Source organism: Roseateles sp. P1_C6, from assembly GCF_056406315.1.
Window position 1 is genome coordinate 439,269 of sequence record NZ_JBFUAK010000003.1, and the last position, 24,869, is coordinate 464,137.

Here is a 24,869-nt window from a genome sequence, read left to right on the forward strand (position 1 = left end):
TGTGGGCCTGTAGATTGCCGCCATCCCCACTTCGTTGCCCGCCATGCCCGCCCTGCGCCGCCTTGTCACCTTGCTTGCGCTGGCTTGCGCGTCGACGGCCTTTGCGGCCCAGATCGGCGTCATCCCGCCGGCCCAGCCGCTGACGGCGGCGCGCGTGGCGGCGCTGCCAGCCGCCGAGCGCGCCGTCTGGGCCGACTACCTGGCCCGCTCGGACGCCCAGCGCGCGGCCGACCGGTCAGCGCTGGCGGCCGAGCGCAAGGGCCTGGCCACCTGGCCTGCGCCGCCGGCTGGTGGCAACGGCGAGGCCAGCATGCCGCTGGACAAGCCCGGCGACTGGTATGCCGGCGAGGCCGCGCAGGCGGTGGCGCGCAACATCCTGAGCTACCAGACGCCGGCCGGCGGCTGGGGCAAGAACCAGCCGCGCGACACGCCGCCACGCCAGCCCGGCCAGGCCTATGTGGCCGACAACAGCCCCAAGAAGCCCGCCGTGGCCGGCGACTTCGACCGCGCCGAGGACGCGCAGTGGAGCTATGTCGGCACCATCGACAACGACGCGACCATCACCGAGATCCGCTTTCTGGCCCGGGTGGCGGCGGCCCAGCCGGGTGCGGCCGGCGAGGTCTACCGCCAGGCGGCACAGCGCGGCGTGGCCTATCTGCTGGCGGCGCAATTCCCCAACGGCGGCTGGCCGCAGGTGTGGCCGCTGCAGGGCGGCTACCACGATGCCATCACGCTGAACGACAACGCGCTGGTCGAAGTGGCCGAGCTGATGGGTGCCATCGCCCGCGGCGAGGCGGATCTGGGCTTTCTGCCCGCGGCGCAACGCGCGGCGGCCGGCGCCGCGGAGGCCAGGGCCGTGCAACTGCTGCTGGCCACGCAGATCCGCGTCGACGGCAAGCTCACGCTGTGGGCGCAGCAGCACGACGCGCTGACGCTGGCGCCGGTGTCGGCGCGCAACTACGAGCCGCCCGCGCTGAGCAGTGGCGAGAGCGCCAAGGCGCTGGCCTTCCTGATGAGCCTGCCGCGGCCGTCGCCGACCGTCGTCGCGGCCGTGCGCGCCGGCGTCGCCACGCTGCGGGCCATCGCCGTGCAGGACCGCGCCTTCGTCAAGACCGACGACGGGCGCCGGTTGGTGGTGCAGCCCGGTGCTGGCCCGCTGTGGGCGCGCTACTACGACGCCGTGACGCTCAAGCCCGTGTTCGGCGACCGTGACAAGAGCCTGCACGACGACGTCAACGACATCAGCCTGGAGCGCCGCAACGGCTATGCCTGGTGGGGCAACTGGCCGTTGAAGACGCTGGCGGCCTACGACGCCTGGGTCGTCAAGCTGCCTTCCTGAGCTCGAAGCGCCTGATGTCGCCGACGACGAACAGGTAGCAGCAGACGGCGACCAGCGCGTTCGCCGCGACGAACACCAGCGCCGCGTTGAACGAGCCCGTGCCCTTGATCAGGTAGCCGATGACGATGGGCGTCGTGATGCCGGCCGTGTTGCCGAAGGTGTTGAACAGCGCGCCGGACAAGCCCGAGATTTCCTTGGGCGAGGTGTCCGACACGACGGCCCAGCCTAAAGCGCCCAGTCCCTTGCCGAAGAAGGCCAGCGACATGATGGCGACGACGACCATGGCGCTGTCGACGTAATTGCACAGGATCATGCTGGTGCTCAGCAGCATGCCGATGACGATGGGTGTCTTGCGGGCAAAGGTCAGGCTCTTGCCTCGGCGCAGCAGGCCGTCGGAGATCAGCCCGCCCAGCACGCCGCCGGCAAAGCCGCAGATGGCCGGCAGCGCGGCGACGAAGCCGGCGTTCAGGATGGACATGCCGCGTTCCTTGACGAGGTAGACCGGGAACCAGGTCAGGAAGAAGTAGGTCAGCGTCGTGATGCAGTACTGGCCCACGTAGACGCCCATCAGCATGCGGTTGCTCAGCAGCTGCTTGATGTAGTTCAGCTTGGGGGTCTCGGCGCCGAAGCTGCGGCTTTGCGTGCCCGGCTGGTCCATGTTCACCAGCGCGCCGCCGGCCGCGATGTGGTCCAGCTCCGCCTGGTTGACGCCCGGGTGGGTCTTGGGCGTGTAGACGGTCTTCAGCCAGACGGCGCTCAGCGCGATGCCCAGCAGGCCCATGACGACGAACACGGCCGGCCAGCCGTAGCTGTGCGTGATCCAGCCCATCAGCGGCGCAAACAGCACGGTGGCGAAATACTGCGCCGAGTTGAAGATGGCCGAGGCCGTGCCGCGCTCGGCGGCCGGGAACCAGGACGCGACGATGCGGCCGTTGGCGGGGAAGGACGGCGCCTCCGCCGCGCCGACGAGAAAGCGCAGCGCGAACAGCGTCACCACGGCAGTGCCGGCCGTCGCCGTCAAGAACGTGATGCCGCCCTGCAGCAATGTGAAGATGGACCAAAGCAGGATGCTGGCCGCATAGACCTTCTTGGAGCCGAAGCGGTCCAGCAGCCAGCCGCCCGGCAGCTGGGCGATGACGTAGGACCAGCCGAAAGCCGAGAAGATGAAGCCCATGGTCACCGCGTCGATGCCCAGGTCCTTGGACAGCGCCGGGCCGGCGATGGACAGCGTGGCGCGGTCCGCGTAGTTGATGGTCGTGACGATGAAGAGCATCGCCAGGATGGCGAAGCGCTTCTTGGTGCGGGTGGCGCTGCTGGACGCGGCGCCCAGCGTGGCGGTGGCGGTGTTCATCGGTGTCTCCGGGAATGCAGCGGCCCCGCCTTCTTGCGGGCGGGTGTGCCGGAACTGAGGGATCAGGCGAAGGTGTAGGCGGTCTTCACCGTGGTGTAGAACTCGGCCGCGTGGCGGCCCTGTTCGCGCGGGCCGTAGCTGGACCCCTTGCGGCCGCCGAAGGGCACGTGGTAGTCCACGCCCGCCGTCGGCAGGTTGACCATCACCATGCCGGCCTGCGAGTGGCGCTTGAAGTGCGTGGCGTGCTTCAGCGACGTCGTCGCGATGCCGGCGGCCAGGCCGAACGGCGTGTCGTTGGAGAGCGCCAGCGCGTGCTCGTAGTCGCGGGCGCGCAGCACGCTCGTGACGGGGCCGAAGACCTCTTCACGGTTGATGCGCATCTCGGGCGTGGTGTCGGTGATCAGCGCCGGCGTCAGGTAGAAGCCCGGTGCGCCGGCGGTGTTGTGCTCGATGCGCTCGCCACCAAAGGCCAGCCGGCCGCCTTCGGATTGGGCGATGCCGACGTAGGCCTGGTCCTGGCTGAGCTGGCTCTGGTCCACGACGGGACCGATGTCGGTGCCGGCCTTGCGGGCATCGTCGACCTTCAGCGTCTTCATCTTCTCGACCATCGCGGCGACGAAGCGGTCGTGGATGCCTTCGGTGACGATCAGGCGTGACGAGGCCGTGCAGCGCTGGCCGGTGGAGAAGAAGCCGCTGTTGACGGCCGCATTCACCGCCACGCCCAGGTCGGCGTCGTCCAGCACGATCATGGGGTTCTTGCCGCCCATCTCGAGCTGGAACTTGGCCATGCGCGCCACGGCGGCCGCAGCGACCTTCTGGCCGGTGGCGACCGAGCCGGTGAAGCTGATGGCGGCCACGCGCGGGTCGTTCAGCAGCTTCTCGCCGACCACCGAGCCGCGGCCCATGACCAGGTTGAACACGCCGGCCGGCAGGCCCGAGCGCGACAGGATCTCCGCCAGCGCCCAGGCCGAACCGGGCACCAGGTCGGCCGGCTTGAAGACGACGCAGTTGCCGTAGGCCAGCGCCGGCGCGATCTTCCAGGCGGGAATCGCGATGGGGAAGTTCCAAGGCGTGATGAGGCCCACGACGCCGATGGGCTCGCGCGTGACCTCGACACCCACGCCGGGGCGCACCGAGGGCAGGCTCTCGCCGCCCGGGCGCAGCGCCTCGCCGGCGAAGAACTTGAAGATGTTGCCGGCACGCTGGACCTCGCCGATGGCCTCGGGCAGCGTCTTGCCCTCTTCGCGCGCCAGCAGGTCGCCCAGCTCGGCGCGGCGGGCCAGGATCTCGGTGCCGACGGCGTCCAGGATGTCGAAACGCTGCTGCGGCGTGGACAGGCTCCAGGCCGGGAAGGCGGCGGCGGCGGCCGTGATGGCCAGCTCGGTCTGCGCGGCATCGGCCTGGGCGTATTCGCCGACCAGGTCGCGGGTGTCCGACGGGTTGATGTTGCGCGAGGCGTGGGGACCTTCGATCCAGGCGCCGGCGATGTAGTTCGGTTTCATGGGAACTCCACGATGAAGAAAAGGAAGGGCGGAACGGACGCCGCCAGCTGGGCCTCAGCGAGGCCCACCGCGGCCGAGGTCATGACTCCCTCGAACGCGCCGCCATCAAGTTGCCGACCAGCAGCAGGCGGGGTGCGGTCATGTCAGTCGAGTTTGACACCGCCCTTGGCGACCACCTGGGCCCAGCGCTTGCGCTCGGCGTCGAAGAAGCTGGTGAACTCAGCCGTCGTCATGGTGCGGACCTCGGCGCCCTGCGAGACCAGGCGCTCGCGCACCTCGGGCGAACGGATGATCTCGGTCAGCACGGCGTTGAGCTTGGCGACCACGGCCGGCGGCATGCTGGCCGGCGCCAGCACGCCCTGCCATGTGCCGGACTCGAAGCCCTTGAGGCCCTGCTCGGCGACGGTGGGCACGTTGGCCAGCAGCGGCACACGCGTGCCCTTGGACACCGCCAGCACCTTGAGCTTGCCGGACTGCACATGGGGCAGGGTGGCCAGCATGCCGTTCATCGTGACCTCGGTCTGGCCGGCAATCGTGTCGGCCACCGACTGCGCGCCGCCCTTGTAGGGGATGTAGGTCCACTTCGCGCCGCTGGCCTGCTCGACAGCGACACCGGCCAGGTGGGGCGCGCTGCCCAGCGCCGTGACGGCGAAGTTCAACGGCCGGGTCTTCGACAGTGCCACCAGTTCGCCGAGGTTGTTGGCCGGCACGCCGGGATGGACGACCAGCAGGTGAGGCGAATAGGCCAGCATGGTCACGCCGCGCAGGTCCTTGGACGGATCGAAGGGCAGCTTGGTGTAGACCGAGGGGGCGATGGCCAGCGCGCCGACGTCGCACAGCAGCAGCGTGTGGCCATCGGTGGACTTGGCGACCGCGTCCGCGCCCATGTTGCCGCTGGCGCCCGGGCGGTTGTCGACGATGACGTTCTGCTTCAGCGCCGCGCCCAGTTGGGTGCTGATGGCGCGGGCGATGATGTCCGACGAACCACCTGGGGGGTAGGGCACGACGAGCTTGATGGGGCCTGTCGGCCAGGCGGCAGGCGCCGGCGCCGCCGTGGCCGCGGTAGCCAGGGTGGACAGGGTCAGGCTGGCCAGCAGGGCCAGGCCGAAGCGGGAGCGTTTGATCATGGGAAGGTCTCCGTGGGGCGCCGATCCTTCAGGACCGGCGCGGCTTCAGCGCACCATGCAGGGACGCTTGTTGTCGAAGGTCCAGCCAGGGATCAGATATTGCATCGCGATGGCGTCGTCGCGTGCGCCCAGGCCATATTGCTTGTAGAGCGCATGCGCCTTCTCGACCTCGGCCATGTCCAGCTCGACGCCAAGCCCTGGTTTTGCTGGGACTTTCACGTGGCCGCCAACGATCTGCAGCGGCTCCTTCGTCAGGCGCTGGCCGTCCTGCCAGATCCAGTGCGTGTCGATGGCCGTGACCTTGCCCGGCGCGGCGGCGCCGACGTGGGTGAACATGGCCAGCGAGATGTCGAAGTGGTTGTTCGAGTGGCTGCCCCAGGTCAGGCCCCAGTCGCGGCAGGTCTGCGCCACGCGCACCGAGCCGGCCATGGTCCAGAAATGCGGGTCGGCCAGTGGGATGTCCACACTCTGCAGCGACAGCGCGTGGCTGAGCTGGCGCCAGTCGGTGGCGACCATGTTGGTGGCCGTGGGCAGGCCGGTGGCGCGGCGGAACTCGGCCATGACCTCGCGGCCCGAGAAGCCGTCCTCGGCACCGCAGGGGTCTTCGGCATAGGCCAGCACGCCCTTCATGTCGCGCATCAGCCGGATCGCGTCCTTCAGCAGCCAGCCGCCATTCGGGTCCAGCGTCACGCGGGCGTCGGGGAAGCGCTCGTGCAGCGCGCGGATGGCCTCGACCTCTTCGTCGCCGCGCAGCACGCCGCCCTTGAGCTTGAAGTCGTTGAAACCGTAGCGTTCGCGCGCGGCCTCGGCGAGCTTGACGACAGCCTCGGGCGTCAGCGCGACCTCGTGGCGCAGGCGGCTCCAGGCGTTGTCGGCATCGGGTTCGCTGTTGTAGGGCAAGTCGGTTTTCTTGCGGTCGCCGACGTAGAACAGGTAGCCCAGCATCTCGACCGCGTCGCGCTGCTGGCCTTCGCCCAGCAACGCCGCGACCGGCACGCCCAGGTGCTGGCCCAGCAGGTCCAGGAAGGCGGACTCGATGGCCGTTGCGGCGTGGATGGTGGTGCGCAGGTCGAAGGTCTGCAGGCCGCGGCCGCCGGCGTCGCGGTCGGCGAAGCTCTGGCTGACCTTCTGCAGCAACGCCTGGTGCGAGCCGATGGGCTGGCCGACGACCAGCTGGCGGGCATCCTCCAACGTCTGGCGGATCTTCTCGCCGCCCGGTACCTCGCCCACGCCGGTGTGGCCGGCGCTGTCGGTCAGGATCAGGATGTTGCGGGTGAAGAAGGGCGCATGCGCGCCGCTGAGGTTGAGCAGCATGCCGTCGCGCCCGGCGACGGGCACGACGCGCAACTCCTTGATGACGGGAGTGGAGTTCATGGAGAGATTCAATCTGCCGTGATCTTGCGGTCCTCGATGACCTTCTTCCAGCGCGCGAACTCGCTGGCCTGGAAGGCGGTGAACTGGTCGGGTGTGTTGGCGACGATCTCGAAGCCCTGCTCCAGGAGCTTGGGCTTCACGTCCGGCGCGTTCAGCGTCTTGACGATGCCGGCGTAGAGCTTTTGCTTGATGTCCGCCGGCAAGCCCTTGGGCGCGGCCACGGCTTGCCAGGAGTAGACCTGCAAGCCCTTGATGCCCAGCTCGTCCATGGTCTGCACGTCGGGCAGCACGGGCGAACGCGCGGCGCTGGTGATGCTCAGCGCGCGCAGCTTGCCGGCCTTGATCTGCGGCAGCGCGGTGTTGATGTTCATGAAGCTGGCATCCACCTGGTTGCCCAGCAGGTCGGTCATGACCGGGCCGCCGCCCTTGTAGGGGATGTGCAGGCCGGTGGTGCCCGTCTGCTGCCAGAACAGCTCGGCCGTGATGTGGTCGCTGGAACCGTTGCCGCTGGAAGCGAAGCTCATCTTGCCGGGGTTGGCCTTCTCGTACGCGAGCACGTCGGCCATGCTCTTGTGCGCCGACGCGGCGGGCACGACCAGCACGTTGGGCGCCTGCACGGCGACGCTGATGTAGTCCAGGTCCTTGGTCGGGTCGTAGGCGATGTTCTTCAGCAGGTGCGGGCCGATGACCAGCGGGCCCAGCGACGTGACGAGGATGGTGTAGCCGTCCGGCGCGGCGCGCTTGACGGCCGTGGTGCCGATGGTGCCGCCCGCGCCGCCGCGGTTGTCGATGACGAAGCTGGTGCCCAGCTGCTCCTGCAGCTTCGCACCCAGCAGGCGCGCGATGGCGTCGGTGGAGCCGCCGGGCGGGAAAGGCACGAGCAGCGTCACCGGCTTGGCGGGCCAGGCCTGGCCCACGGCAGCGGTGGCGGCAGCGGCGCCCAGCAGCAGGACGGTCAGCAGATTCTTCATGGGGTGTCTCCGGGTTGTTCTGTGTTGTTGGCTTATTGCGGGCCGAGCTTGGAGATCAGCGCACCGAGCTGGTCGACCTCGGCGGCCGCCAGGTCGGACAGCGGCGGGCGCACCGGGCCGGCCGTGTGGCCGACCAGCGTGGCGCCGGCCTTCACGATGGACACGGCATAGCCCTCGCCCTTGTTGCGCAGCGCCACGTAGGGGATGAAGAAATCGCGCACCAGGCGGTCGGTCGTCGCCGTGTCGTTGGCGGCATGGGCGTTGTAGAACTCCATGGCCGTCTTGGGGATGAAGTTGAAGACGGCCGACGAGTAGACCGGGCAGCCCATGGCCTTGTAGGCACCGGCGAACAGCTCGGCCGTGGGCAGGCCGCCCAGGTAGGCGAAGCGGTCACCCAGCGTCTGGCGGATGGAGACGAACTTCTCGATGTCGCCCAGGCCGTCCTTGAAGCCGATCAGGTTGGGGCAGCGGTCGGCCAGCACCTGCAGCGACGCGGGCGTCAGCTTGCAGGCGCCGCGGTTGTAGACGACGACGCCGAACTTGACGCTCTTGCAGACGGCCTCGACGTGAGCGATCAGGCCTTCCTGGCTGGCTTCGGTCAGGTAGTGGGGCAGCAGCAGCACGCCTTGCGCGCCCAGGCGCTCGGCCTCCTGCGCGTACTGGATGGCGACGCGGGTGCCGCCGCCGGCACCGGCCAGGATGGGCGTGCGGCCGCGGCAGGTGTCCAGCGCCACCTTGATGACGTCGCTGTACTCGCCCGGCTCCAGCGAGAAGAACTCACCCGTGCCGCCGGCCGCAAAAAGCGCCGACGCGCCGTAGGGCTGCAACCACTCCAGCCGATCGGCGTAGGCCTTGGGCGCGAAGTTCAGCTGCGCGTCGAAGTCGGTCAGCGGGAAGGACAGCAGGCCGGCTTCGAGGACGGCTTTGAGTTCTTGGGGCGACATGGGCGGGTCTCCGTGGATGTTGGGGTGACGGGCGGCTCGACGCCGGGCGGCATCGAATCTTCAAGTTGTAGGTCATCGTACAACTGCAGTCAAATCCGACGAGACTAGGGATAACCCGCGATGCGGGGTGTCTTTACGCGCGGCTCAGGCCGCCTCGGCTTGAGCGCGACGGCGCCGTTCGCGGCTGTTGCTGAGGTGGGTGCGCATCGCGGCGCGCGCCGATTCGGCGTCCTGGCTGGTGATCGCGTCGAGGATGCTTTCGTGCTCGGCGTTCACGCGGCGCATGTAAGCCAGCCGCTCCGCACTGATGTCTGCCCCCTTCTCGCTGCGCGCTGTCCCGCCAAGCGGGCGCTGAGCCCCTTCGGGCGGCTGCGCGGGGCTCATGTCCGCCACCGGCTCCAGCCGGGCGCGCGGAATGATCTGGGCGCCCAGCGTCGCCATCAGCTCGGCGAAATGGCTGTTCTGCGTCGCCCGGGCAATCTCCAGGTGGAACTGGAAGTCGGCCGCGACCGAGTCCGCGCCGGCTTCCACCGCGGCAATGACGGCATCCAGCGCCCTGCGCAGGGCGACGAGGTTGTCGGAAGTGCGCCGCTGGGCGGCCAGGCCCGCGGCCTCGGTCTCCAGGCCGATGCGCAGTTCCAGCACGGCGATGACGTCTTGCAGCGTGCTGAACTGTTCCGGTGTGATCTTGAACGACGGCGCATCACCCGGGCCGATGACGAAGGTGCCGATGCCGTGCCGCGTCTCCACCAGCCCGGCCGCCTGCAGCTTGGAGATGGCCTCGCGCACGACGGTGCGGCTGACCTCGAACTCGCCCATGATGGCCGCCTCGGTGGGCAGCTTGTCGCCCGGCTGCAGCTGGCCGGCGCGGATGCGGTCTCCGAGCGAATCGACCAGTTCGAGGGCCAGCGTGCGGGGCCGGCGGCGGGCCGACGGCAGGTAAGGGGCGTGCATTCGCGGGTTTTCCCGGAGTTTTGAAACGGTCGCGACGTCTAAAGTGACGGAAGTTGTACGACAACTAGACGACGTACGACATCAACTGTAGCTCCGCCTCGGCTTCTCATGACTGCTGTTTCCCCCCGTCCGCCCCTGACGCTGCGCATGCGCGCCGAGGACAACGTCGCCATCGTCGCCAACGACGGCGGCCTGCCCGAGGGCACGCGGCTGCCAGACGGCGTGCCCGGCGCCGGCCTGGTGCTGCGGGACAAGGTGCCGCAAGGCCACAAGGTCGCGCTGCGCGACATCGCCGAGGGCGAGGTGGTGCTGCGCTACGCGGTGCCCATCGGCTATGCGCTGAAAGCCATCCCCGCCGGCAGCTGGGTGCATGAGCGCCTGCTGCAGATGCCCGCCGCCCGCGCGCTGGAGGGCCTGCCCATCGCCACCGTGAAGCCGCCCTTGGCCGAACCGCTGGACGGCTACACCTTCGAGGGCTATCGCAACAAGGACGGCTCGGTGGGCACGCGCAACATCCTGGCCATCACGACGACGGTGCAATGCGTGGCCGGCGTCGTCGCGCACGCCGTCGCGCGCATCAAGGCCGAGCTGCTGCCGCGCTACCCCAACGTGGACGACGTCATCGGCCTGGAGCACAGCTACGGCTGCGGTGTGGCCATCGACGCGCCGGACGCAGTCATCCCCATCCGCACGCTGAAGAACATCTCGCTGAACCCCAACTTCGGCGGCGAGGTCATGGTCGTCAGCCTGGGCTGCGAGAAGCTGCAGCCCGCGCGGCTGCTGCCGCCGGGCTCCTTCCCCATCACCGACGAGCGCGACCCGGCCAGCGGCCCCGAGACCATCTGCCTGCAGGACGACGCGCATGTGGGCTTCATGTCCATGCTGGACGACATCGTCAACAGCGCCAAGCCGCATCTGCAGCGCCTGAACGCCCGCCGTCGCGAGACGGTGCCTGCAGCTGAGCTGGTCGTCGGCGTGCAGTGCGGCGGCAGCGACGCCTTCTCCGGCGTGACGGCCAACCCGGCCGTGGGCTTCTGCGCCGACCTGCTGGTTCGCGCCGGTGCCACCATCATGTTCAGCGAGAACACGGAGGTGCGAGACGCCGTCGAGCAGCTGACCAGCCGCGCCGCCACGCCCGAGGTGGCCGACGCCATCATTCGCGAACTCGGCTGGTACGACCGCTACCTGGACCGCGGCCGTGTCGACCGCTCGGCCAACACCACGCCCGGCAACAAGGCCGGCGGGCTGTCCAACATCGCCGAGAAGGCCATGGGCTCCATCATCAAGAGCGGCAGCTCGGCCATCTCGCACGTGCTGGCCCCCGGCGACAAGCTGCGGCGCGACCAGCGCGGCCTGGTCTACGCCGCCACGCCGGCCAGCGACTTCATCTGCGGCACGCTGCAGCTGGCCGCCGGCATGAACCTGCACATCTTCACCACCGGCCGCGGCACGCCCTATGGCCTGGCCGAATGCCCGGTCGTCAAGGTCGCCACGCGCAGCGACCTGGCGCGCCGCTGGCACGACCTGATGGACGTCAACGCCGGCAAGATCGCCGACGGCGAGGCCAGCATCGAGGAAACCGGCTGGGACATGTTCCGCCTGCTGCTGGACGTGGCCAGCGGCCGCAGGAAGACCTGGGCCGAGCACTGGAAGCTGCACAACAGCCTGGTGCTGTTCAACCCGGCGCCGGTGACCTGAGAGGCTAGGCCGCCTTCTTTCGGGCCGCACTCTTTTTGGCGGGCGTCTTGCGGGCTGACGCAGGTGCCTTGCCGCCCAGGCTCTTGCGCAGCAGTTCGGTCAGGTCGACGACGTTGTCGCTGCCGGCCTCGGGCGCGTCCTCGAACGGCTGCACGGTGGCCTTGTCCCCGGCCTTGGCCTTGCGCTGCACCAGCGCGCGGATGGCGGTCGTGAAGTCGTCCTTGAACTGCTGCGGCTTGAAGGCGGCCGTCATCTGCGCGATGAGCTGCTGCGCCATCTTCAGCTCGGCCGGCTTCAGGCTGTTGGCCGCCGCACCGGGCTTGGGCAGGTCCAGCGCGTCGGCCGAGCGGATCTCGCTGGCCCAGCGCAGCGTGCCCAGCATCAGCGCCGGCCCCGCCGGGATCAGCGCCGCCAGGTGTTCCTTGTTGTGCAGCACGAAGCGGGCGATGCCGATGACGCCGGCCTTGGCCAGCGCCTCGCGCAGCAGCGCGTAGACGCGGTGCGCCCGACCGTCGGGCGCCAGGTAGTACGGCTTCTCGATGTAGACGAAGGACACGTCCGCGGCCTTCACGAAAGTCTCGATCTGGATGGTCTGCGTGCGCTTGGGATAGGCGCTCCTGATCTCGTCGTCGGACAGCACGACGTAGTCGTCGCCCTGCAACTTCACGCCCTTGACGATGTGCTCCCGCGCAATCTCCTTGCCGGTGCGCTTGTTGATGCGCTTGTAGCCCACCGGGTCCATGCTGCGCTTGTCCAGCCAGTCGAAGTCCACCTCCTGCTCCTCGGTGGCCGAATGCAGCGACACCGGCACGTGGACGAGGCCGAAGGAGATCGCGCCCTTCCAGATGGCGCGCGGGCCGGCCTGGGGTTTGTCGTCCGCCATGCTCATCACCCGACGCGCCAGATGGCGCCGACCGCGACCGCCGCCACGGTGGGCTTGGGCGTCTTTTCCGGCTTGGGCAAGGGCGGTGGCGGCACCTCCTTGCGGCAGGCCGTCAGCAGGGCGACGGCCATCAGCGCCGCTGACATCACCTGCACGAATCGCTGCTGAGGGGGCATGGCTTACTCCTGATGCGCTCGCCGCACTATCGATCGCGTGGCCGCGCCAGGCGATCGGTGCGGCGGACGTCTGCGTGTAGGCGCCGGCTGACCGGGCCGGCAGCCACGCCAAGGCCTGCAGGCCGGCAGCGCGGCTTCCGCTTGTCCGATACGCGGCGCCGACCGGGGCCGACATCCCGTGCGCCGCCGCACGCCCATCATGGCCTCATCAACCGACGAGATTCGCCACCATGAACTCCCGCCTGATCGCTTCGCTGCTCTGTCTCGGTCTGACCGGCCTGGCCCAGGCGCAGACGCAGACCGTGAGTGTCACCGGTGGCTCGACGCTCGCCGGGCAGGCGATGACGCTGTCCACCCCCGACCCCGAGCTGAACTGGCGCGACCCGCAATGGCTGGCCCGTCAGCGCGAGCATTCCCGCTGGCGCTACCAGATCGGCCTGGAGCAGCAGCTGCGCTCGCCCGTGCAGTTGGGTCCGCAGGCCGCCGTGCGCGAGGCGCTGTGGGCGGGCGTCAGCTACGACCTGACGACGCGGCTGCGCGGTGGCGTGGAAGTGCCGGTGTGGCAGCGCGACACCGGCTGGGCGTCGCGCATGGCTTTCGAGCGGCCGAAGACCGATGGCGTGGCCGGCCTGCGCGGTGCGTTCTCTTACAAGCTGGGGTCGCAGAGCCGCCTGATGCTGCGACCGCAGGCCCGCCGCGTGATGCTGGCCTATTCGGCCACCTGGTGAACGCTGGCGGCGCGCCTGCTCAGGGCAGGCCGAGATAGAGGTACGTCGCGCTGTGGCCCGACTTGGCGCGGCCGTAGGCCAGGTAGATCGGCCCCAGTGGCGTGTCCGCCGCCAGGAACAGCGCGTTGCTGCGCAGCGTCCCTTGCGCGACCGCGCCGGGGCCTTCATTGATGCGGCCGGCTTCTGCCGACACGCCGAGATAGACGCCGTCCAGCAGCCCGGGCGTGGCGATGCGCCGTGTGTAGACGATGCGCCCCATGGCCATCTTGGTGCCGATGAATTCGCCGCTGCGGTAGCCCGACAGGCGCAGGAAGCCGCCCAGCTGCACCAGCTCGTAACCCGGCAATTCGTCGCCGCTGACCGGCTGGGCGCCGAAGAAGGCGGCACGCAGCGAGTGCGGGCCCGACGAGATGGCGCCCTGCAGCGCCAGCTGCACCTTGGCGTAGCTGTCCTTCGCGCCCAGGCTGTCGTGGGCCAGGAAGTAGTTCAGGTCCATCGCCACGCCGTTGCGCGGGAAACGCAGGCTGTCCAGCGTGTCCACGCGCAGCCGCGCCACGTAGCCGCCCACGTCGGTGGTGGGGATCAGCTCCTTGCCGGAGATCACGCCGGTGTCGGTGCCCAGGCGCACGCGGCCGCGTCGCAGGCCGGTCCGCAGCTCCGCGGTATTGGCCAGCGCCACGCCCACATCGGCGCCGAGCATGAACTCCTCGCGGTTGAAGCGCGAAAAACGTTGGCCGTTGGCATACAGGTCGAAGGGCTCGCGCCGCACTTCGCCGTGCAGGTTGGCGAACAGCTGCTGGCCGGCGTTCAGCGGCTGGTGCCACTCGCTGCGCAGGCGGTCGATGCGGCCGATCTGCAAGTCGTTGCGCCATTCGCCGCCCAGGCGGTTCATCCAGGTCTGGCGGTGGCTCAGCAGCAGGTTGAAGTAGGAGTTGCCGGCAAAGTCGCTCGCCAGGCCCAGGCCGGCGCGCAGGTAGTGCGGGCCCCAGGACTTCTCGGTCACGTCGGTGACGAGCGCGTGGCCGCCATCAGCGCGGTCGACCAGGTGGTAGCTGACATGCTCGAAGTCGCCGCTGCTGTAGATGCGCTTCATGTCGGCGTCGGCCTTGGCCGCGTCGAACGGCTGGCCGGCCTGCAGCTGCATCGCGCCGAGCACGGTGTCGGGGTTGACGCGCTGCACGCCCACGATGCGCACCTCGTCCACCTTGGGGCTGTACTGCAGGCGGCCGGCATGCTGCTGCAACTGCAGCGCCGCGTAGGCCTCCGGCGCGATGCGGTAGCGCTGCAATTGCGCGGCCACGGCGCGTGCGGCCTGCTCGCCGGCCGTGGCGGCCTCCAGCATGCGGTCGAAGTCGGCCGTGCCCAGCGTGCCCAGCTCGGGCGTGATCAGCACGTCGTCCGGCGTCAGCTCCGACAGCGACTGGTTGACGTTCTTGTTGGTGAGGATGCGCACCATCTGATCGGACACCGACAGCAGCGACACCAGCTGCTGGCGTTGCAGCATGGGCGTGCCGATGTTGACGGCGATCACCACCTGCGCGCCCAGGCTGCGCGCCACGTCCACCGGCAGGTTGCGGCTGACGCCACCGTCCACCAGCAGCCGGCCCGAGATCTCGACCGGGTTGACGATGGCCGGCAGCGCCATGCTGGCGCGCACCGCCGAGGCCAGGTTGCCCTGGTCCAGCACGACCATCTCGGCCGTCGCCACATCGGTGGCCACGGCGCGGAAGGGGATGGGCAGGCGGTCGAAGCGCTCGTGATGCTGGCGCGCGGTCAGCCGGCGCAGCACGGCCTCCAGTGACACGCCCGACACGGCCCCCTTGGGCAGCGCCAGGCCTGCGGCATTGATGCCCACCTCGGGGCCGATGAAGTTGAAGGCGTCGTCGTCCTTGCGCCGCACCGGCAGGTCCGTGCGTGACACGTCATGGAACAGCAGGGCCGTGCCCAGCGGCCGCACCTCGGCCTCGATCTCGGGCAGCGACATGCCGCTGGCATAGGCCGCACCGATGATGGCGCCGGCGCTGGTGCCCACGACGACGTCCACCGGCACCTGCAGCTCCTGCAGCACCTTCAGCACGCCCAGGTGCGCACCACCGCGCGCGCCGCCACCCGAGAGCACCAGGCCGATGCGCGGGCGGGCCTGCGCGGCCGCCGGTCCCGCCGCCTGCACCTGCGCGGCAGCGGGCAGCGCCGCCAGGCACAGCAGCCCCGCGGCGATGAGGGTGAGTGCCCGGCGCGGCTTCAGAAGCCCAGCTCGACGAACAGCTGCGGGCCGGTGAACTTGTAGTCCACGTTGCCCTTGATCTTGCTGTTGTCCGAGCGCAGCTTGTAGTCGACGTAGCGCACGCCGCCGCCCACCGCCGCGTTGGGCGTGAAGCGGTACACCACGTTGGCCTGGCCGTTGAGCAGGCGCCCGTCGTAGCCCTTGTGCTTCAGGGCGAAGAAGTCGGCGCGCCACCCCAGCATCCAGCTCGGGGCGAACACCCAGGCGCCGTAGGCCCCGGCCGTCGGCAGCGGGACGGTGGCGGTCTTCTCGTCGCGCCGCACGGTCGCCGGCGCGCCGGCGACGCTGAGGGTGCTCTGCAGCGACATGTCGAACTTGGTGACGTGCACGCCGCCCACGGCCCCCACTTCCAACGTCGGCGAGCGCACGAACGAGTAACCCACGCTGGCCCGGCCCACGTCCGAACGCAGGTGCGTGTCCAGCAGCGCCAGCACCGGGAACGTGGTGTCGTCGAACTTGATGTCCTTGTCCAGCTGCCCGCTGCCGCTGCGGTTGAGCTTGAAGTACTCGAACTCGAGGCGCCAGTTCTCCGCGAACCGCACGCCCAGGTTCAGCGCCGGCAAGGTCTTCTTGTCGGACATGCCGTAGCGCTCGAACTCGAACTCGGTGCCCTTGGCGCTGAGGCCGGGGTCGTCGATGCGTACGCGGGTGCTGAGATCGGCCCGGAAGGACTCGACGCGCAGCCACATGGACTGGTCCAGCGTGTCCGTACCAGCCGCCTGCGCCTGGCCCCCCAGGACGGCAGCGCCAGCCAGCACCAGGCGACCACAGCGCCAAGGCGCGAATGACTTCTTCATATGTTCAGCTCCCTGAAAAATGCGCCGCACGTTAGCGCAGGCGGCGCGGATTTTGTACCCTCCTGTTTGAAGCGAGCCGGCAGTTGCTAACTGGCTTGTCGCCGGGCCTGGCCCTCGCTATCCTGCCGCGCACTTCACCAGGGAGATCGCCGTTGCAGCAAGTACGACGGGTGGCGTGGGTGGCGGTGCTGTTTCTCGCAGCCGCTTTCGTGTCGCGCGGCCTGGGCCAAGCGGCAACGCAGTCGGTGCCGGTGTGGCTGGGCAGCGGCATCACGTTTGCCGTCTTGCTCGTGAGCGCGCGCTGGCTCTGGCCGGCCACGCTGGTGGGTGCGGCGCTCGCCGCCGCGATCTGGGGCGTCGTCGCGCACGGCCTTGGTGCAACAGGCACGCTGGCCTTTGCTGCCATCGAAGTCGTCAGCATTGGCCTGGGTGCGTGGGTCGCCACGCTGGGCCGGCAAGACCCCGAGGCACCGGCCGGCGCGGCGCTGCTGGTGGCCGGCGCGCTGCTGGCGGCCGTGTTGGGCGGCCTGCTGGCCGTGCCGTTCTGGCACTGGCAGCGCCCGGCGACCCAGCCCTTGGCCGAATGGCTGGCCTGGACCTGCTCCACCGGGCTTGGCCTGCTGCTGATCGCGCCGGTGGCCGTGGCCTACCGCGGCTTCAAGGTGAAGCGCTCGGGCGGCATGCCGATGGCGCAGTTCGTCCAGGGCGGCCTGGCCTTCGCGGCATTCGTGCTCGCGGTGGGCGTGGTGTTCGGCGACCAGGCCGTCCAGCGGTTCGGATCGCTGGCCGCGACGCTGGCCTACCTGCCCATGCCCTTCCTGATGCTCGCCGCGCTGTTGTGGGGCCCGCGCGGCGGCACGGTGGCCACGCTGCTCGGCTCGCTGTGGATGGTGGCGCGCACGGCGGCGGGCGGCGGGCCTTTCCCAGTGAACGAGGACTTCCCCGGCGAAGCGGTCATCGAGGTGCAGGGCTTCGTCGCCATCTGGGCCATCGTGCTGCTGGCGGCGCGGGCCTTGTCGGAGAGCCGTGGCATCGCGCTGGCGCAGGCGCATGCCTGGCGGTTGCGCTACGAGCGCACGCTGCACGCGGTGGGCGTGGCGGCGGTGGAATACGACGCCGTCACCGGCCGCGCCACCTGGGGCCAAGGTGCCGCCGCGGTGCTGGGGGCGGCTGTCACCGAGATCAACAGCGTTGACCAGTGGCTGGACCGCATCGACCCCGCCGAGCGCGGCCTGGTGCAGGCACAGTGGGCGGCCGTGGCACGCGGTGATGCGGCCAGCAGCGAGCAGACCTACGCGCTGCGCCTGGCCGACGGCCGCGTGCAGCGCGTGCACGAGCGGCTGGCCGGCGTGCGCGGCGGCGACGGCCTGGTGGAGCAGGTGGCCGGCCTGCTGAGCCTGGCGGCCGCGGAGCCGGCGCGTGTCTGAGCCCGCCGTCTTCCTGATCCACGGCCTGGGCGGCACGCAGTACGACCTCGGGTCCATGCACAAGCGGCTGAAGAACGCCGGCTTCGTCACCTACTCCATCACGCTGCCCGGCCACGGCGGCAAGCCCGAAGACCTGGTCGGCGTGCGCGCTGAGGACTGGCTGGAGGCGGTGCGCGTGAAGTACCGCGAGATCATCGACCAGCACGAGGTGGTGCACGTGATGGGCATGTGCATGGGCGCGCTGCTGTCCGTCGAAACCTGCAAGCGCGAGCGCCATGCCAAAGGGCGGCTGGTGGCGCTGGCGCCGCCGGTGTTCATCGACGGCTGGTCCACGCCCTGGTACCGCGGCCTGCGGCCGCTGGTCTATCGCATCCCGGGCCTGGCCAATCGCATGAAGGTCACGGAAGAGGAGCCCTACGGCATCAAGAACGAACAGCTGCGGGCCATCGTGCGCGCCAAGTTCGAGCGCGGCGATGCCTTCGCCTACAGCTGGGTGCCGCTGGCCTGCATCCGCGAGGTGGACCGGCTGCGCGGCTTCGTCATGAAGGGGCTGGACAAGATCCCCTGCCCGACGCTGGTCATCCACGCCCGCGAGGACGAACTGACCAGCCTGCGTTCGGCCAACTTCCTGGTGCAGCGCATCGGCGCCGGCAAGCGCGCGGGCCAGGCACGCATGGTGGTGCTGGAGAACAGCTACCACCTCATCTGCGTCGACAACGACAAGGAGTTGCTGGCGCAGCGCGTGCTGGAGTTCTTCGGCGCCTCCGACACGCTGGGCGTCATCAATGACGACCCGCGCATGTCCGCGCAGGACATGGCCCAGCTGCTGGCAGCCGCCCAGGCCGACCTCGAACGTGGCGATGCCGACGCGCTGTACGAGCGCGGCATCCCCGACTTCGCCTGGTTCCAGCCGGGCGCCAACCGCAGCACCGGCATCTTCCGCGGCGCCAAGGGCCTGGCGCGGCTGAAGGCCTGGGCGGGCGAGGGCGTGGCCTTCACCGCGTTCGGCACGCCGGTCTTCAACGCCGGCATGGTGGCGCTGCCGGCCACGCTGCGCGCGGGCGCGCTGGCCTCGCATGGCGTGCTGGCCTTGTCGATGCGCAACGGGCGGCTGCTGGAGATGCGCTGGTTCCCCGACGAGGTCGCGCTGGAGGATGCCCATTTCGGCGGCGAGCCCATCCCCGACGGCCCCAGTCCCGCCGAGAAGGCCTTCGAGGCTGCTGCGGCGCTGTCCAAGACGCTGGGCCGCACGCCGCCCGAGGCGACGCTGCTGGACCTCTACGCCCTGTACAAGCAGGGCAGCCTCGGCGACGCGGCGGGCGCACGCCCCGGCGCGCTGGACGTCGTGGGCCGTGCCAAGTACGACGCCTGGGCGGCCCGCCGCGGCGCCAGCCGCGAGCAGGCCATGGCCGACTACGTGACGCTGGTCAACCAGCTCAAGGCCGCCGACGCGCAGCCGGCATGAGGGGCATCAGGCTGCATTGGCTGTTGGCTGCGTTCTGGCTGGTGGTGGTGGCTGGGCCGGCGTGGGCGCAGAGCGCGCCGGGGCCTGCGGCCTCGGCGCCGGCTGCGGCGGCCGAGGACGACCGGCTGTCCGGCCTGATCGGTGCGCTCGACACGCTGGAGCGGCTGCGCCTGCAGGCCAGCCGGGCGGCCGAGCGCGCCCAGGGCGCGCTGGGGCTGGACAGCGAGCTGGCGCAGGCCGAGGCGCGCTTTGCGGAGCTGGCCGGCCACGCCGGCGGCGACGGCGCGACGACGGCCACGCAGGAGCAGCTGCTCGATCTCGACGATGACCTTCGCCTGGCCCGCAGCCAGGCCGAGCTGCGGCTGAGCCAGCTGCGCGACGTCACACAGGCGCTGGAGGCCGTGCTGCAGCAGCTGCGCGAAGAGGCCCGGCACTGGCAGGTGCGCGCCGCCCAGGCGCAGTCGCTGCAGGCCGCTGGTGACCTGGTCGAGCGGCTGCGGCTGGCGCAGGGCGAGCTGGCGACGCAGACGCAGCGCCTGCTGCCACTGCGGGACCGGCTGCTGTCGCTGCTGGACCGGGCGACGCAGTTGCGCACGCGCATGGCGCTGCTGCACGAAGACCTGTTGGCGCGCCGCCAGCGCATCGGCGAGACGCTGCGGGGCGTCGAGCAGGAGCCGCTGTGGCGCCTGCTGGGCCAGCCGCACTGGGAGACGCAGGCATTGCGCAACGAGCGCAGGCTGCAGTGGCACGCCGTGGGCACTTACCTGTGGGCGCACGCCGCGCTGCTGCTGCTGGGCAGCCTGCTGACCATGCTGGCGTGCTCGCTGGTCATCGCAGCCACGCGCGATGCGCTGCGCAAAGACCCGGCGGCCACGCGCAACCCCTTGCGCCAGACGCTGCTGGTGCTGCAACACCGGCACTGGGTGGCGATGCTGCTGGGCCTGATGGCCGTCGCCGTGCTGGCGCCCGAGGGCGGTCCCATCGCGTTCTACGACTTCGGCGGGCTGCTGGTGCCCATCCCCGCGGCGGTGCTGGTGCTGGCCGTGCTGGGGCCGGGCATGCGCACCGTCGTCTGCGCGCTGACGGCGGCGGTGCTGCTGTCGCCGTTTCGCTCACTGCTGGAGCTGGACCCGCTGGCCGACCGGTTGAAGACGCTGCTGCAACTGCTGCTGGTGGGCGGCGCGCTGGGCTGGGAGCTGGCGCGCGGCTATCTGCCGCAGACCTTCCCGCTGCGCCTGCGCGGGCTGCTGCGCCAGGCCGGCTTCGGGGTGCTGGCCGTGCTGGTGCTGGCGCTGTATGCCACGGTGGTCGGCCACGTGGGCCTGGCGCGCACGCTGCGCAACGGCGTGCTGGGCACGCTGGGCGCGGTCATGGTGTGCTTCGCGCTGTACCACGCGCTGCTGGGCGTCGGCATGGGCCTGCTGCGCACGCCGCTGCTGGCCGACTCGCTGCTGGTGCGCCACCGCCGGGCCACGCTGGACCGCGCGCTGGACCTGGGGCTGCGAACGCTGGCCGTGCTGGGCGTAGGGCTCTCGGCGATCAACGGCTTCGGCTTCGGCGACGACCTGCCGCGCTGGCTCGATGCCCTGCAGGGCGCGCACATCGTCATCGGCAGCGCCAGCCTGCCCATCGCCGCCGTGCTGTCGGCCGGCATCGTGCTGCTGGCCACCGCCGCGGCCGTGTGGCTGCTGCGGCTGCTGCTGGACGACGGTGTGCTGCCGCGCCTGTCGCTCAAGCCCGGCGTGTCCTTCGCCGTCTCCACGCTGGTGCGCTACACGGTGGGCGTCATCGGCTTCCTGCTGGCGCTGGCCGCGGCGGGCATAGACCTGGGCAAGGTCACGCTGCTGGCCGGCGCCATCGGCGTGGGCGTGGGCCTGGGCCTGCAGAACATCATCACCAACTTCATCTCGGGCATCATGCTGCTGATCGAGCAGCCCATCCACGTCGGCGACCTGATCGACGTCAACGGCGTCGTCGGCAACGTGCGGCGCATTGGCATCCGGGCCAGCGTGATCCGCACCTCGCAGGGCGCCGACGTCATCGTGCCCAACGGCGACCTGCTGTCGCGCCAGGTCATCAACTGGACCTTCCGCGACCGCGGCCGCCGCGTCGACATCGAGATCGGTGTCGGCTACGGCAGCGACACGGCGCAGGTGGCCGAGCTGCTGCGCACCACCGCGCAGCAGCATGCCCTCGTGCTGGCCGACCCCCCGCCGCAGGTGCTGCTGCTGGACTTCGGCCCGGATGCGCTGAGGTTCCGCCTCGCGGCCTGGGTGGCCGACGTGGACAGCGCGCTGTCGGTCGGCGGCGAGCTGCGCGCACTGCTGCCGCAGCGGCTCGGCGACGCGGGCATCAAGCTGCCGCTGCCGCAGCGTGAGGTGTGGTTGCACCCCGCCGACGACAAGGCCTGAGGCCCTGCCGCGTACTTACTGGCCCGCGCGCACCAGCCTCAGCACGCGGTTGCCCGCGCTGCCCGACAGGCCCACGTTGCCGTCCGTGAAGTCCACGTACCAGACGAAGCCCGCCACCGTTGCCGGCGACGAGGTCCAGGCGCTGGCGTTGGGCGTGCCGGGGAAGCGGCTGCGCTGGATGGCCGGGCTGCTGCAGCGCCAGTTGACCAGCGAGGCCAGCTCGTTGCGGTTGGGCAGGCGCCAGTCGTTGTAGGTCTTGCCCGCGCCGGCTGCGTCGGCGTTGACGGCGGTGGCGCGCGCCAGGGCGGCCGAGAAGCTGGCGTGCGTCGTCGCGGTGCCGGTGGCGCAGCTGGCGCCGGACAGGCCGTCCACGCATTGCTGCCACATCAGCCCTGTGCGCGTGTCGCTGACGGTGCCGTTGCCGTGGTCGGTGTAGCGCGGCGCGGTCGCGTTGTCGCAGTCGGCATCGGTCGCGGCCGTGCCGGCGATGATGCGGGCGGCGAACGGCTTGGCCAGGGGGTTGGTGGCGGACTCGAACGCCACCGCACCGGAGCCGAAGTCCACCACCCAGTTGGCGCGCGTGTCGGCGGCGTAGGCGGTGGCGGTCCACGCCGGCACCGGCGCCGTCGTGCCCAGCTTGGGGTCCAGGCGGGCGCCGGTCGTCAGGCCGGCGTCGACCAGGCTGATCAGCTCGGCGGCCGTCGGCAGGCGCCAGTCGGTGCGGCCGCAGCGCGCTGCGGCGTTGGCGGCGTCGACCAGCGTCTGCGCCGTGGCCAGGTTGACGGCCGCGGCCGTGGTGGCCTCCCAGAACAGGCCGGTGACCTGATCTTGCACGCAGGCGCCACCGTTCGTCGCGGCGAATGAGAAGCCGACGCGGCCATCCGCGCTGTCGTTGGTCAGCGCGCTGGCATCACGGCCGGCCGCGCCATCCTGGCCGGCCAGGTCGGTGGCCGAACAGGCGACCAGCGCGTTGGCGCTGTTCAGGCATTGCGTGGCGCCGGTGTCGTTCAGGCCACCGGCGAAGTTGTTCAGGATGAGCACGCGGTTGGTCGTCGTGCGGCCTTCCAGCTCGGTCGTGATGTCCAGCCGCTCGTTGGGCTCGAAGCTGGTGTTGGCGCAGGTCGTGATCGGCACGGTCACGCTGCTGGCGCCCGCGGGCACGCTGATGGTGGAGCGCGTCGCGGTGATGTAGTCCACGCCGACGCTGTTGCAGCGGTCGCCGCCGGTGGCGTCGCCGGTCACGGTGCCGGTGTTGACGGTCGAGTAGACGATGTCCACCGGGCCGGTGGCGCCGGCGGCGAGGTTGATCTTGACGCTCAGCGACGTGCCGGCCACGACGGGGTCGACGCTGACCGTCAGCGGGCCCTTGGGCGTGGGCGCGGGCGGCGGTGTCGTGCCGCCGCCCCCACCGCCACCACCACCGCAACCGCTGAGCAGCGCAGCGCCCAGCAAGCCGAGCAACCAGGGGTTGCGCATCATGGCCCGGCCGGCAGGGGCGGGCGGGGCCATCAGCGGCAGGGGCGGGCGCGGGATGTTCATCGTCATGACGTTCTCCTGACGGGTTCGGGCGATGTTTGGGGCAGCACCGGCGTGCTGCCGGCGAAGGAAAGTTGCAACTTGAGCTGGTGCTCGCGCTGCGCCTGGGCATGCAGCGCCCGCGCCTGCTGGCGGGCCATCTGCCAGCGTAGCAGCGCCAGCGTGACATTCAGCAGCCGCGGCGCGCTGGCGGGCAAGACCCGGCACAGCGCGCGCACCGGCGCGGCCAGCGGTCCCAGCGCCTGCTGCACCCAGCGCGCATCGGCATGCAGCAGCAGGCGGGCGCTGACGTCCGCATCGGCGGCGACGTCCATCACGCGGGCGATGAACTGGCCTTCCGCGCGCCGGCTGTCCAGCGGCTCGGTGAACAGGATCTCGATGCGCCGCGCCGGCGCGCGGCCGTCGGCCTCGGCGCGCTCGCGCAGCTGGTGCAGCGCGCGTTGCGGGCCCAGGCCGGCCAGCACCCAGGCCTCGGTCTTGGCGCCGGGCAGCTCGGCAAAGCGCGCAGCTGCGGTCAGCTGGCGCAGCACGAACAGGCGATGCACGTCGGGCGGCGCGCCGAACGCGGCCTGCACGCGGGCCTGCCAGTCGGCCTCGTCGCGGCAGGTTTGCAGCGTGACGGCGGTCAGCGTGGCGGCGGACGTGGGGTCCGCGACCAGGCCGTGCTGGCGCCACAGCGCGGCCTCCAGCCCGTGCAGGTCGGCGGCGGCGCCGGCCAGGCGGTGGGCGCTGCCGGCCAGGCCCAGCACGCTGGCGCGCTCGGTGGCGCGGGTGATGGGGCTGAGCTGCACGCCGGCGCGGGCCTGGATGGCCTGCGTCAGCTGCGGCAGCAGGCCACGGTCGGGCAGCGCCTGGCCGATGGCGTCGTCCAGGTGCACCTGCGCGTTGGTCAACGTGTAGTGGCGGCCGGGCTGCAGCAGATCGCGCACGACCAGCGCCTGGCGCAGCAGCCATTCGGCGCGCTCGGGCTGGCGCCACAGCGGCGGCAGCGCGGCGATCAGCTCGCCCGCGAGCGCGGCGCCGGCGGCCGTCCAGGCCAGGCCCTGCTCGGTGCTGAGCGTGTAGTGGTGGGCAGGGTCCAACTGCTCGGCGATGTCGCGGCTGCGCTGGATGGCTTCGCCCAGCGCCGTGCTGTCGTCGGGCACGGACAGCAGCACCGGGTTGACGGCGTCGTCGAACAGCACGCGGTCCAGCTCGTCGACCAGCAGCGCGAACAGGCCGCGCGTGACGAGCAGGCCCGCGCCGGTCTCGCCGTGCAGGCGCGACTCCAGCCGCTGCGCATCGCCGCTGCCGCGCTCGCGGCGGTCGCGCGTCAGGTCGGCCGTGAAGCGGCGCGCCGGCACGATGACGACGCCGGCCGCATAGGCGCGGCGCAGCAGCGTGCCGCTGGCGTCGGACCCGGCGGGCGCGGCGTCGAGTTCGATCTGCTGGAACAGCGGCAGCAGGCTGCGGCTGGCCTGCGCGGCGGCCTCGTCGTCGGCCGTCATCAGCACGCAGGGCCGCCCGCACGACGCCCACGCCGCGGCGGCCAGCGCCAGCGCCTGGTGACGCTGGCTGGCGCGCGGCAGCGCGGTGGCGCCGCCCAGCACCAGGCGGCAGGCCGCGTCCAGCACGGCGGCGTCGAAGCGCCAGGCCGTCTGCGCGGCGGCAAGCGCCTGGGCGAGGGCGGCCTGTTCGGCGGCGGCGTCCTCGCGGTTCAGCGCGCGCCGCAAGGCCTGGCCGGCCGTGCGCAGGCAGGCCGCGGCATCGAAGACATGGGGCAGGGCGGCGTCAACGGCGGCGCGCAGCGCAGCGATGCGGGCCGCGCGCTCGGCCGGCCGCGGCGCGAAGCCGCGCGTGGGCTGGGCCTGCTCCCGTGGCGGGAACCAGGGCGGGCTGAGCGTGGCGCTGCTGTTCATCGCT

Annotated in this window: 19 protein-coding genes; 6 read left to right on the forward strand and 13 right to left on the reverse strand. The window is 71.0% G+C overall.

The genetic code is table 11. The features are described from left to right. Positions 1 to 43: 43 nt before the first annotated feature. Positions 44 to 1,339, forward strand: coding sequence for a pectate lyase (gene pelA / locus AC1D29_RS07980; RefSeq protein WP_477895919.1), 1,296 nt, complete (start codon positions 44 to 46; stop codon positions 1,337 to 1,339). Here pelA and AC1D29_RS07985 read toward each other — a convergent pair. The 7 genes from AC1D29_RS07985 to AC1D29_RS08015 form a co-directional block, all read right to left on the reverse strand. Further along, positions 1,323 to 2,690: an MFS transporter gene (locus tag AC1D29_RS07985; RefSeq protein ID WP_477895921.1), complete on the reverse strand. Its 1,368-nt coding sequence runs from the start codon at positions 2,688 to 2,690 to the stop codon at positions 1,323 to 1,325. The genes pelA and AC1D29_RS07985 overlap by 17 nt on opposite strands. 62 nt (positions 2,691 to 2,752) lie before the next feature. Further along, complete coding sequence (locus tag AC1D29_RS07990; protein ID WP_477895923.1) at positions 2,753 to 4,192, reverse strand: aldehyde dehydrogenase family protein; 1,440 nt, start codon at positions 4,190 to 4,192, stop codon at positions 2,753 to 2,755. Between the two features lie 143 nt (positions 4,193 to 4,335). Then, a complete protein-coding gene (locus tag AC1D29_RS07995; RefSeq protein ID WP_477895925.1) occupies positions 4,336 to 5,319 on the reverse strand; it encodes a Bug family tripartite tricarboxylate transporter substrate binding protein in 984 nt (327 codons plus the stop codon). Positions 5,320 to 5,364: 45 nt separating this feature from the next. Further along, positions 5,365 to 6,693, reverse strand: a complete 1,329-nt coding sequence (gene gudD / locus AC1D29_RS08000; protein WP_477895927.1) for a glucarate dehydratase — start codon at positions 6,691 to 6,693, stop codon at positions 5,365 to 5,367. A gap of 8 nt (positions 6,694 to 6,701) precedes the next feature. Continuing rightward, positions 6,702 to 7,664, reverse strand: coding sequence for a Bug family tripartite tricarboxylate transporter substrate binding protein (locus tag AC1D29_RS08005; RefSeq protein WP_477895929.1), 963 nt, complete (start codon positions 7,662 to 7,664; stop codon positions 6,702 to 6,704). A gap of 32 nt (positions 7,665 to 7,696) precedes the next feature. Beyond that, positions 7,697 to 8,608, reverse strand: a complete 912-nt coding sequence (gene kdgD, locus AC1D29_RS08010; RefSeq protein ID WP_477895931.1) for a 5-dehydro-4-deoxyglucarate dehydratase — start codon at positions 8,606 to 8,608, stop codon at positions 7,697 to 7,699. 144 nt (positions 8,609 to 8,752) lie between these two features. Then, positions 8,753 to 9,562, reverse strand: a complete 810-nt coding sequence (locus tag AC1D29_RS08015; RefSeq protein WP_477895933.1) for a FadR/GntR family transcriptional regulator — start codon at positions 9,560 to 9,562, stop codon at positions 8,753 to 8,755. A gap of 108 nt (positions 9,563 to 9,670) precedes the next feature. On the opposite strand from AC1D29_RS08015, the gene garD reads away from it, so the two are divergent. After that, positions 9,671 to 11,260 (forward strand): galactarate dehydratase, encoded by a 1,590-nt coding sequence (garD, locus tag AC1D29_RS08020; RefSeq protein ID WP_477895935.1) that lies wholly within the window; start codon positions 9,671 to 9,673, stop codon positions 11,258 to 11,260. Positions 11,261 to 11,264: 4 nt separating this feature from the next. On the opposite strand, the gene ku is transcribed toward garD, so the two are convergent. Together ku and AC1D29_RS08030 are read right to left on the reverse strand one after the other, a co-directional pair. Continuing rightward, positions 11,265 to 12,143: a non-homologous end joining protein Ku gene (gene ku / locus AC1D29_RS08025; RefSeq protein WP_477895937.1), complete on the reverse strand. Its 879-nt coding sequence runs from the start codon at positions 12,141 to 12,143 to the stop codon at positions 11,265 to 11,267. Positions 12,144 to 12,148: 5 nt separating this feature from the next. Further along, on the reverse strand, positions 12,149 to 12,319 hold the full coding sequence (locus AC1D29_RS08030; protein WP_477895939.1) for a hypothetical protein: 171 nt from the start codon (positions 12,317 to 12,319) through the stop codon (positions 12,149 to 12,151). Between the two features lie 230 nt (positions 12,320 to 12,549). Between AC1D29_RS08030 and AC1D29_RS08035 the strand changes: the two genes are divergently transcribed. Continuing rightward, positions 12,550 to 13,047 carry a hypothetical protein gene (locus AC1D29_RS08035; RefSeq protein WP_477895941.1) on the forward strand — a complete coding sequence of 166 codons (498 nt, stop codon included), beginning with the start codon at positions 12,550 to 12,552 and terminating at the stop codon, positions 13,045 to 13,047. Positions 13,048 to 13,066: 19 nt separating this feature from the next. On the opposite strand, the gene AC1D29_RS08040 is transcribed toward AC1D29_RS08035, so the two are convergent. Then, positions 13,067 to 15,217, reverse strand: a complete 2,151-nt coding sequence (locus tag AC1D29_RS08040; RefSeq protein ID WP_477895943.1) for a patatin-like phospholipase family protein — start codon at positions 15,215 to 15,217, stop codon at positions 13,067 to 13,069. A gap of 71 nt (positions 15,218 to 15,288) precedes the next feature. After that, positions 15,289 to 16,128, reverse strand: coding sequence for a hypothetical protein (locus AC1D29_RS08045; RefSeq protein ID WP_477895945.1), 840 nt, complete (start codon positions 16,126 to 16,128; stop codon positions 15,289 to 15,291). 152 nt (positions 16,129 to 16,280) lie between these two features. Here AC1D29_RS08045 and AC1D29_RS08050 point away from each other — a divergent pair, with 152 nt between their 5' ends. Genes AC1D29_RS08050 through AC1D29_RS08060 form a run of 3 tightly spaced genes read left to right on the forward strand, consistent with a single transcriptional unit; the run spans position 16,281 to position 21,431 of the window. Then, positions 16,281 to 17,555: an MASE1 domain-containing protein gene (locus AC1D29_RS08050; protein WP_477895947.1), complete on the forward strand. Its 1,275-nt coding sequence runs from the start codon at positions 16,281 to 16,283 to the stop codon at positions 17,553 to 17,555. Continuing rightward, complete coding sequence (locus AC1D29_RS08055) at positions 17,548 to 19,020, forward strand: acyl-CoA-binding protein (protein ID WP_477895949.1); 1,473 nt, start codon at positions 17,548 to 17,550, stop codon at positions 19,018 to 19,020. Before AC1D29_RS08050 ends, AC1D29_RS08055 begins: the two co-directional genes overlap by 8 nt. A 23-nt stretch (positions 19,021 to 19,043) precedes the next feature. Next, complete coding sequence (locus AC1D29_RS08060) at positions 19,044 to 21,431, forward strand: mechanosensitive ion channel domain-containing protein (protein ID WP_477895951.1); 2,388 nt, start codon at positions 19,044 to 19,046, stop codon at positions 21,429 to 21,431. Between the two features lie 15 nt (positions 21,432 to 21,446). On the opposite strand, the gene AC1D29_RS08065 is transcribed toward AC1D29_RS08060, so the two are convergent. Both AC1D29_RS08065 and AC1D29_RS08070 read right to left on the reverse strand, forming a co-directional pair. Further along, on the reverse strand, positions 21,447 to 22,976 hold the full coding sequence (locus AC1D29_RS08065; RefSeq protein WP_477895953.1) for an Lcl C-terminal domain-containing protein: 1,530 nt from the start codon (positions 22,974 to 22,976) through the stop codon (positions 21,447 to 21,449). After that, the gene (locus AC1D29_RS08070) at positions 22,973 to 24,865 is read right to left on the reverse strand and encodes a hypothetical protein (protein WP_477895955.1); all 1,893 of its coding nucleotides are present in this window, start codon (positions 24,863 to 24,865) and stop codon (positions 22,973 to 22,975) included. The genes AC1D29_RS08065 and AC1D29_RS08070 overlap by 4 nt, the downstream gene beginning before the upstream one ends. Positions 24,866 to 24,869 lie beyond the last annotated feature (4 nt).

Excerpts from the sequence above, each read along its gene's own strand:
- AC1D29_RS08005 (WP_477895929.1), bottom strand. The coding sequence starts at position 7,664 with ATGAAGAATCTGCTGACCGTCCTGCTGCTGGGCGCCGCTGCCGCCACC.
- ku (WP_477895937.1), bottom strand. The coding sequence starts at position 12,143 with ATGGCGGACGACAAACCCCAGGCCGGCCCGCGCGCCATCTGGAAGGGC.
- AC1D29_RS08015 (WP_477895933.1), bottom strand. The coding sequence starts at position 9,562 with ATGCACGCCCCTTACCTGCCGTCGGCCCGCCGCCGGCCCCGCACGCTG.
- garD (WP_477895935.1), top strand. The coding sequence starts at position 9,671 with ATGACTGCTGTTTCCCCCCGTCCGCCCCTGACGCTGCGCATGCGCGCC.
- AC1D29_RS08070 (WP_477895955.1), bottom strand. The coding sequence starts at position 24,865 with ATGAACAGCAGCGCCACGCTCAGCCCGCCCTGGTTCCCGCCACGGGAG.
- AC1D29_RS07990 (WP_477895923.1), bottom strand. The coding sequence starts at position 4,192 with ATGAAACCGAACTACATCGCCGGCGCCTGGATCGAAGGTCCCCACGCC.
- AC1D29_RS08030 (WP_477895939.1), bottom strand. The coding sequence starts at position 12,319 with ATGCCCCCTCAGCAGCGATTCGTGCAGGTGATGTCAGCGGCGCTGATG.
- gudD (WP_477895927.1), bottom strand. The coding sequence starts at position 6,693 with ATGAACTCCACTCCCGTCATCAAGGAGTTGCGCGTCGTGCCCGTCGCC.
- pelA (WP_477895919.1), top strand. The coding sequence starts at position 44 with ATGCCCGCCCTGCGCCGCCTTGTCACCTTGCTTGCGCTGGCTTGCGCG.
- AC1D29_RS07995 (WP_477895925.1), bottom strand. The coding sequence starts at position 5,319 with ATGATCAAACGCTCCCGCTTCGGCCTGGCCCTGCTGGCCAGCCTGACC.
- AC1D29_RS08035 (WP_477895941.1), top strand. The coding sequence starts at position 12,550 with ATGAACTCCCGCCTGATCGCTTCGCTGCTCTGTCTCGGTCTGACCGGC.
- AC1D29_RS08045 (WP_477895945.1), bottom strand. The coding sequence starts at position 16,128 with ATGAAGAAGTCATTCGCGCCTTGGCGCTGTGGTCGCCTGGTGCTGGCT.
- AC1D29_RS08065 (WP_477895953.1), bottom strand. The coding sequence starts at position 22,976 with ATGACGATGAACATCCCGCGCCCGCCCCTGCCGCTGATGGCCCCGCCC.
- AC1D29_RS07985 (WP_477895921.1), bottom strand. The coding sequence starts at position 2,690 with ATGAACACCGCCACCGCCACGCTGGGCGCCGCGTCCAGCAGCGCCACC.
- kdgD (WP_477895931.1), bottom strand. The coding sequence starts at position 8,608 with ATGTCGCCCCAAGAACTCAAAGCCGTCCTCGAAGCCGGCCTGCTGTCC.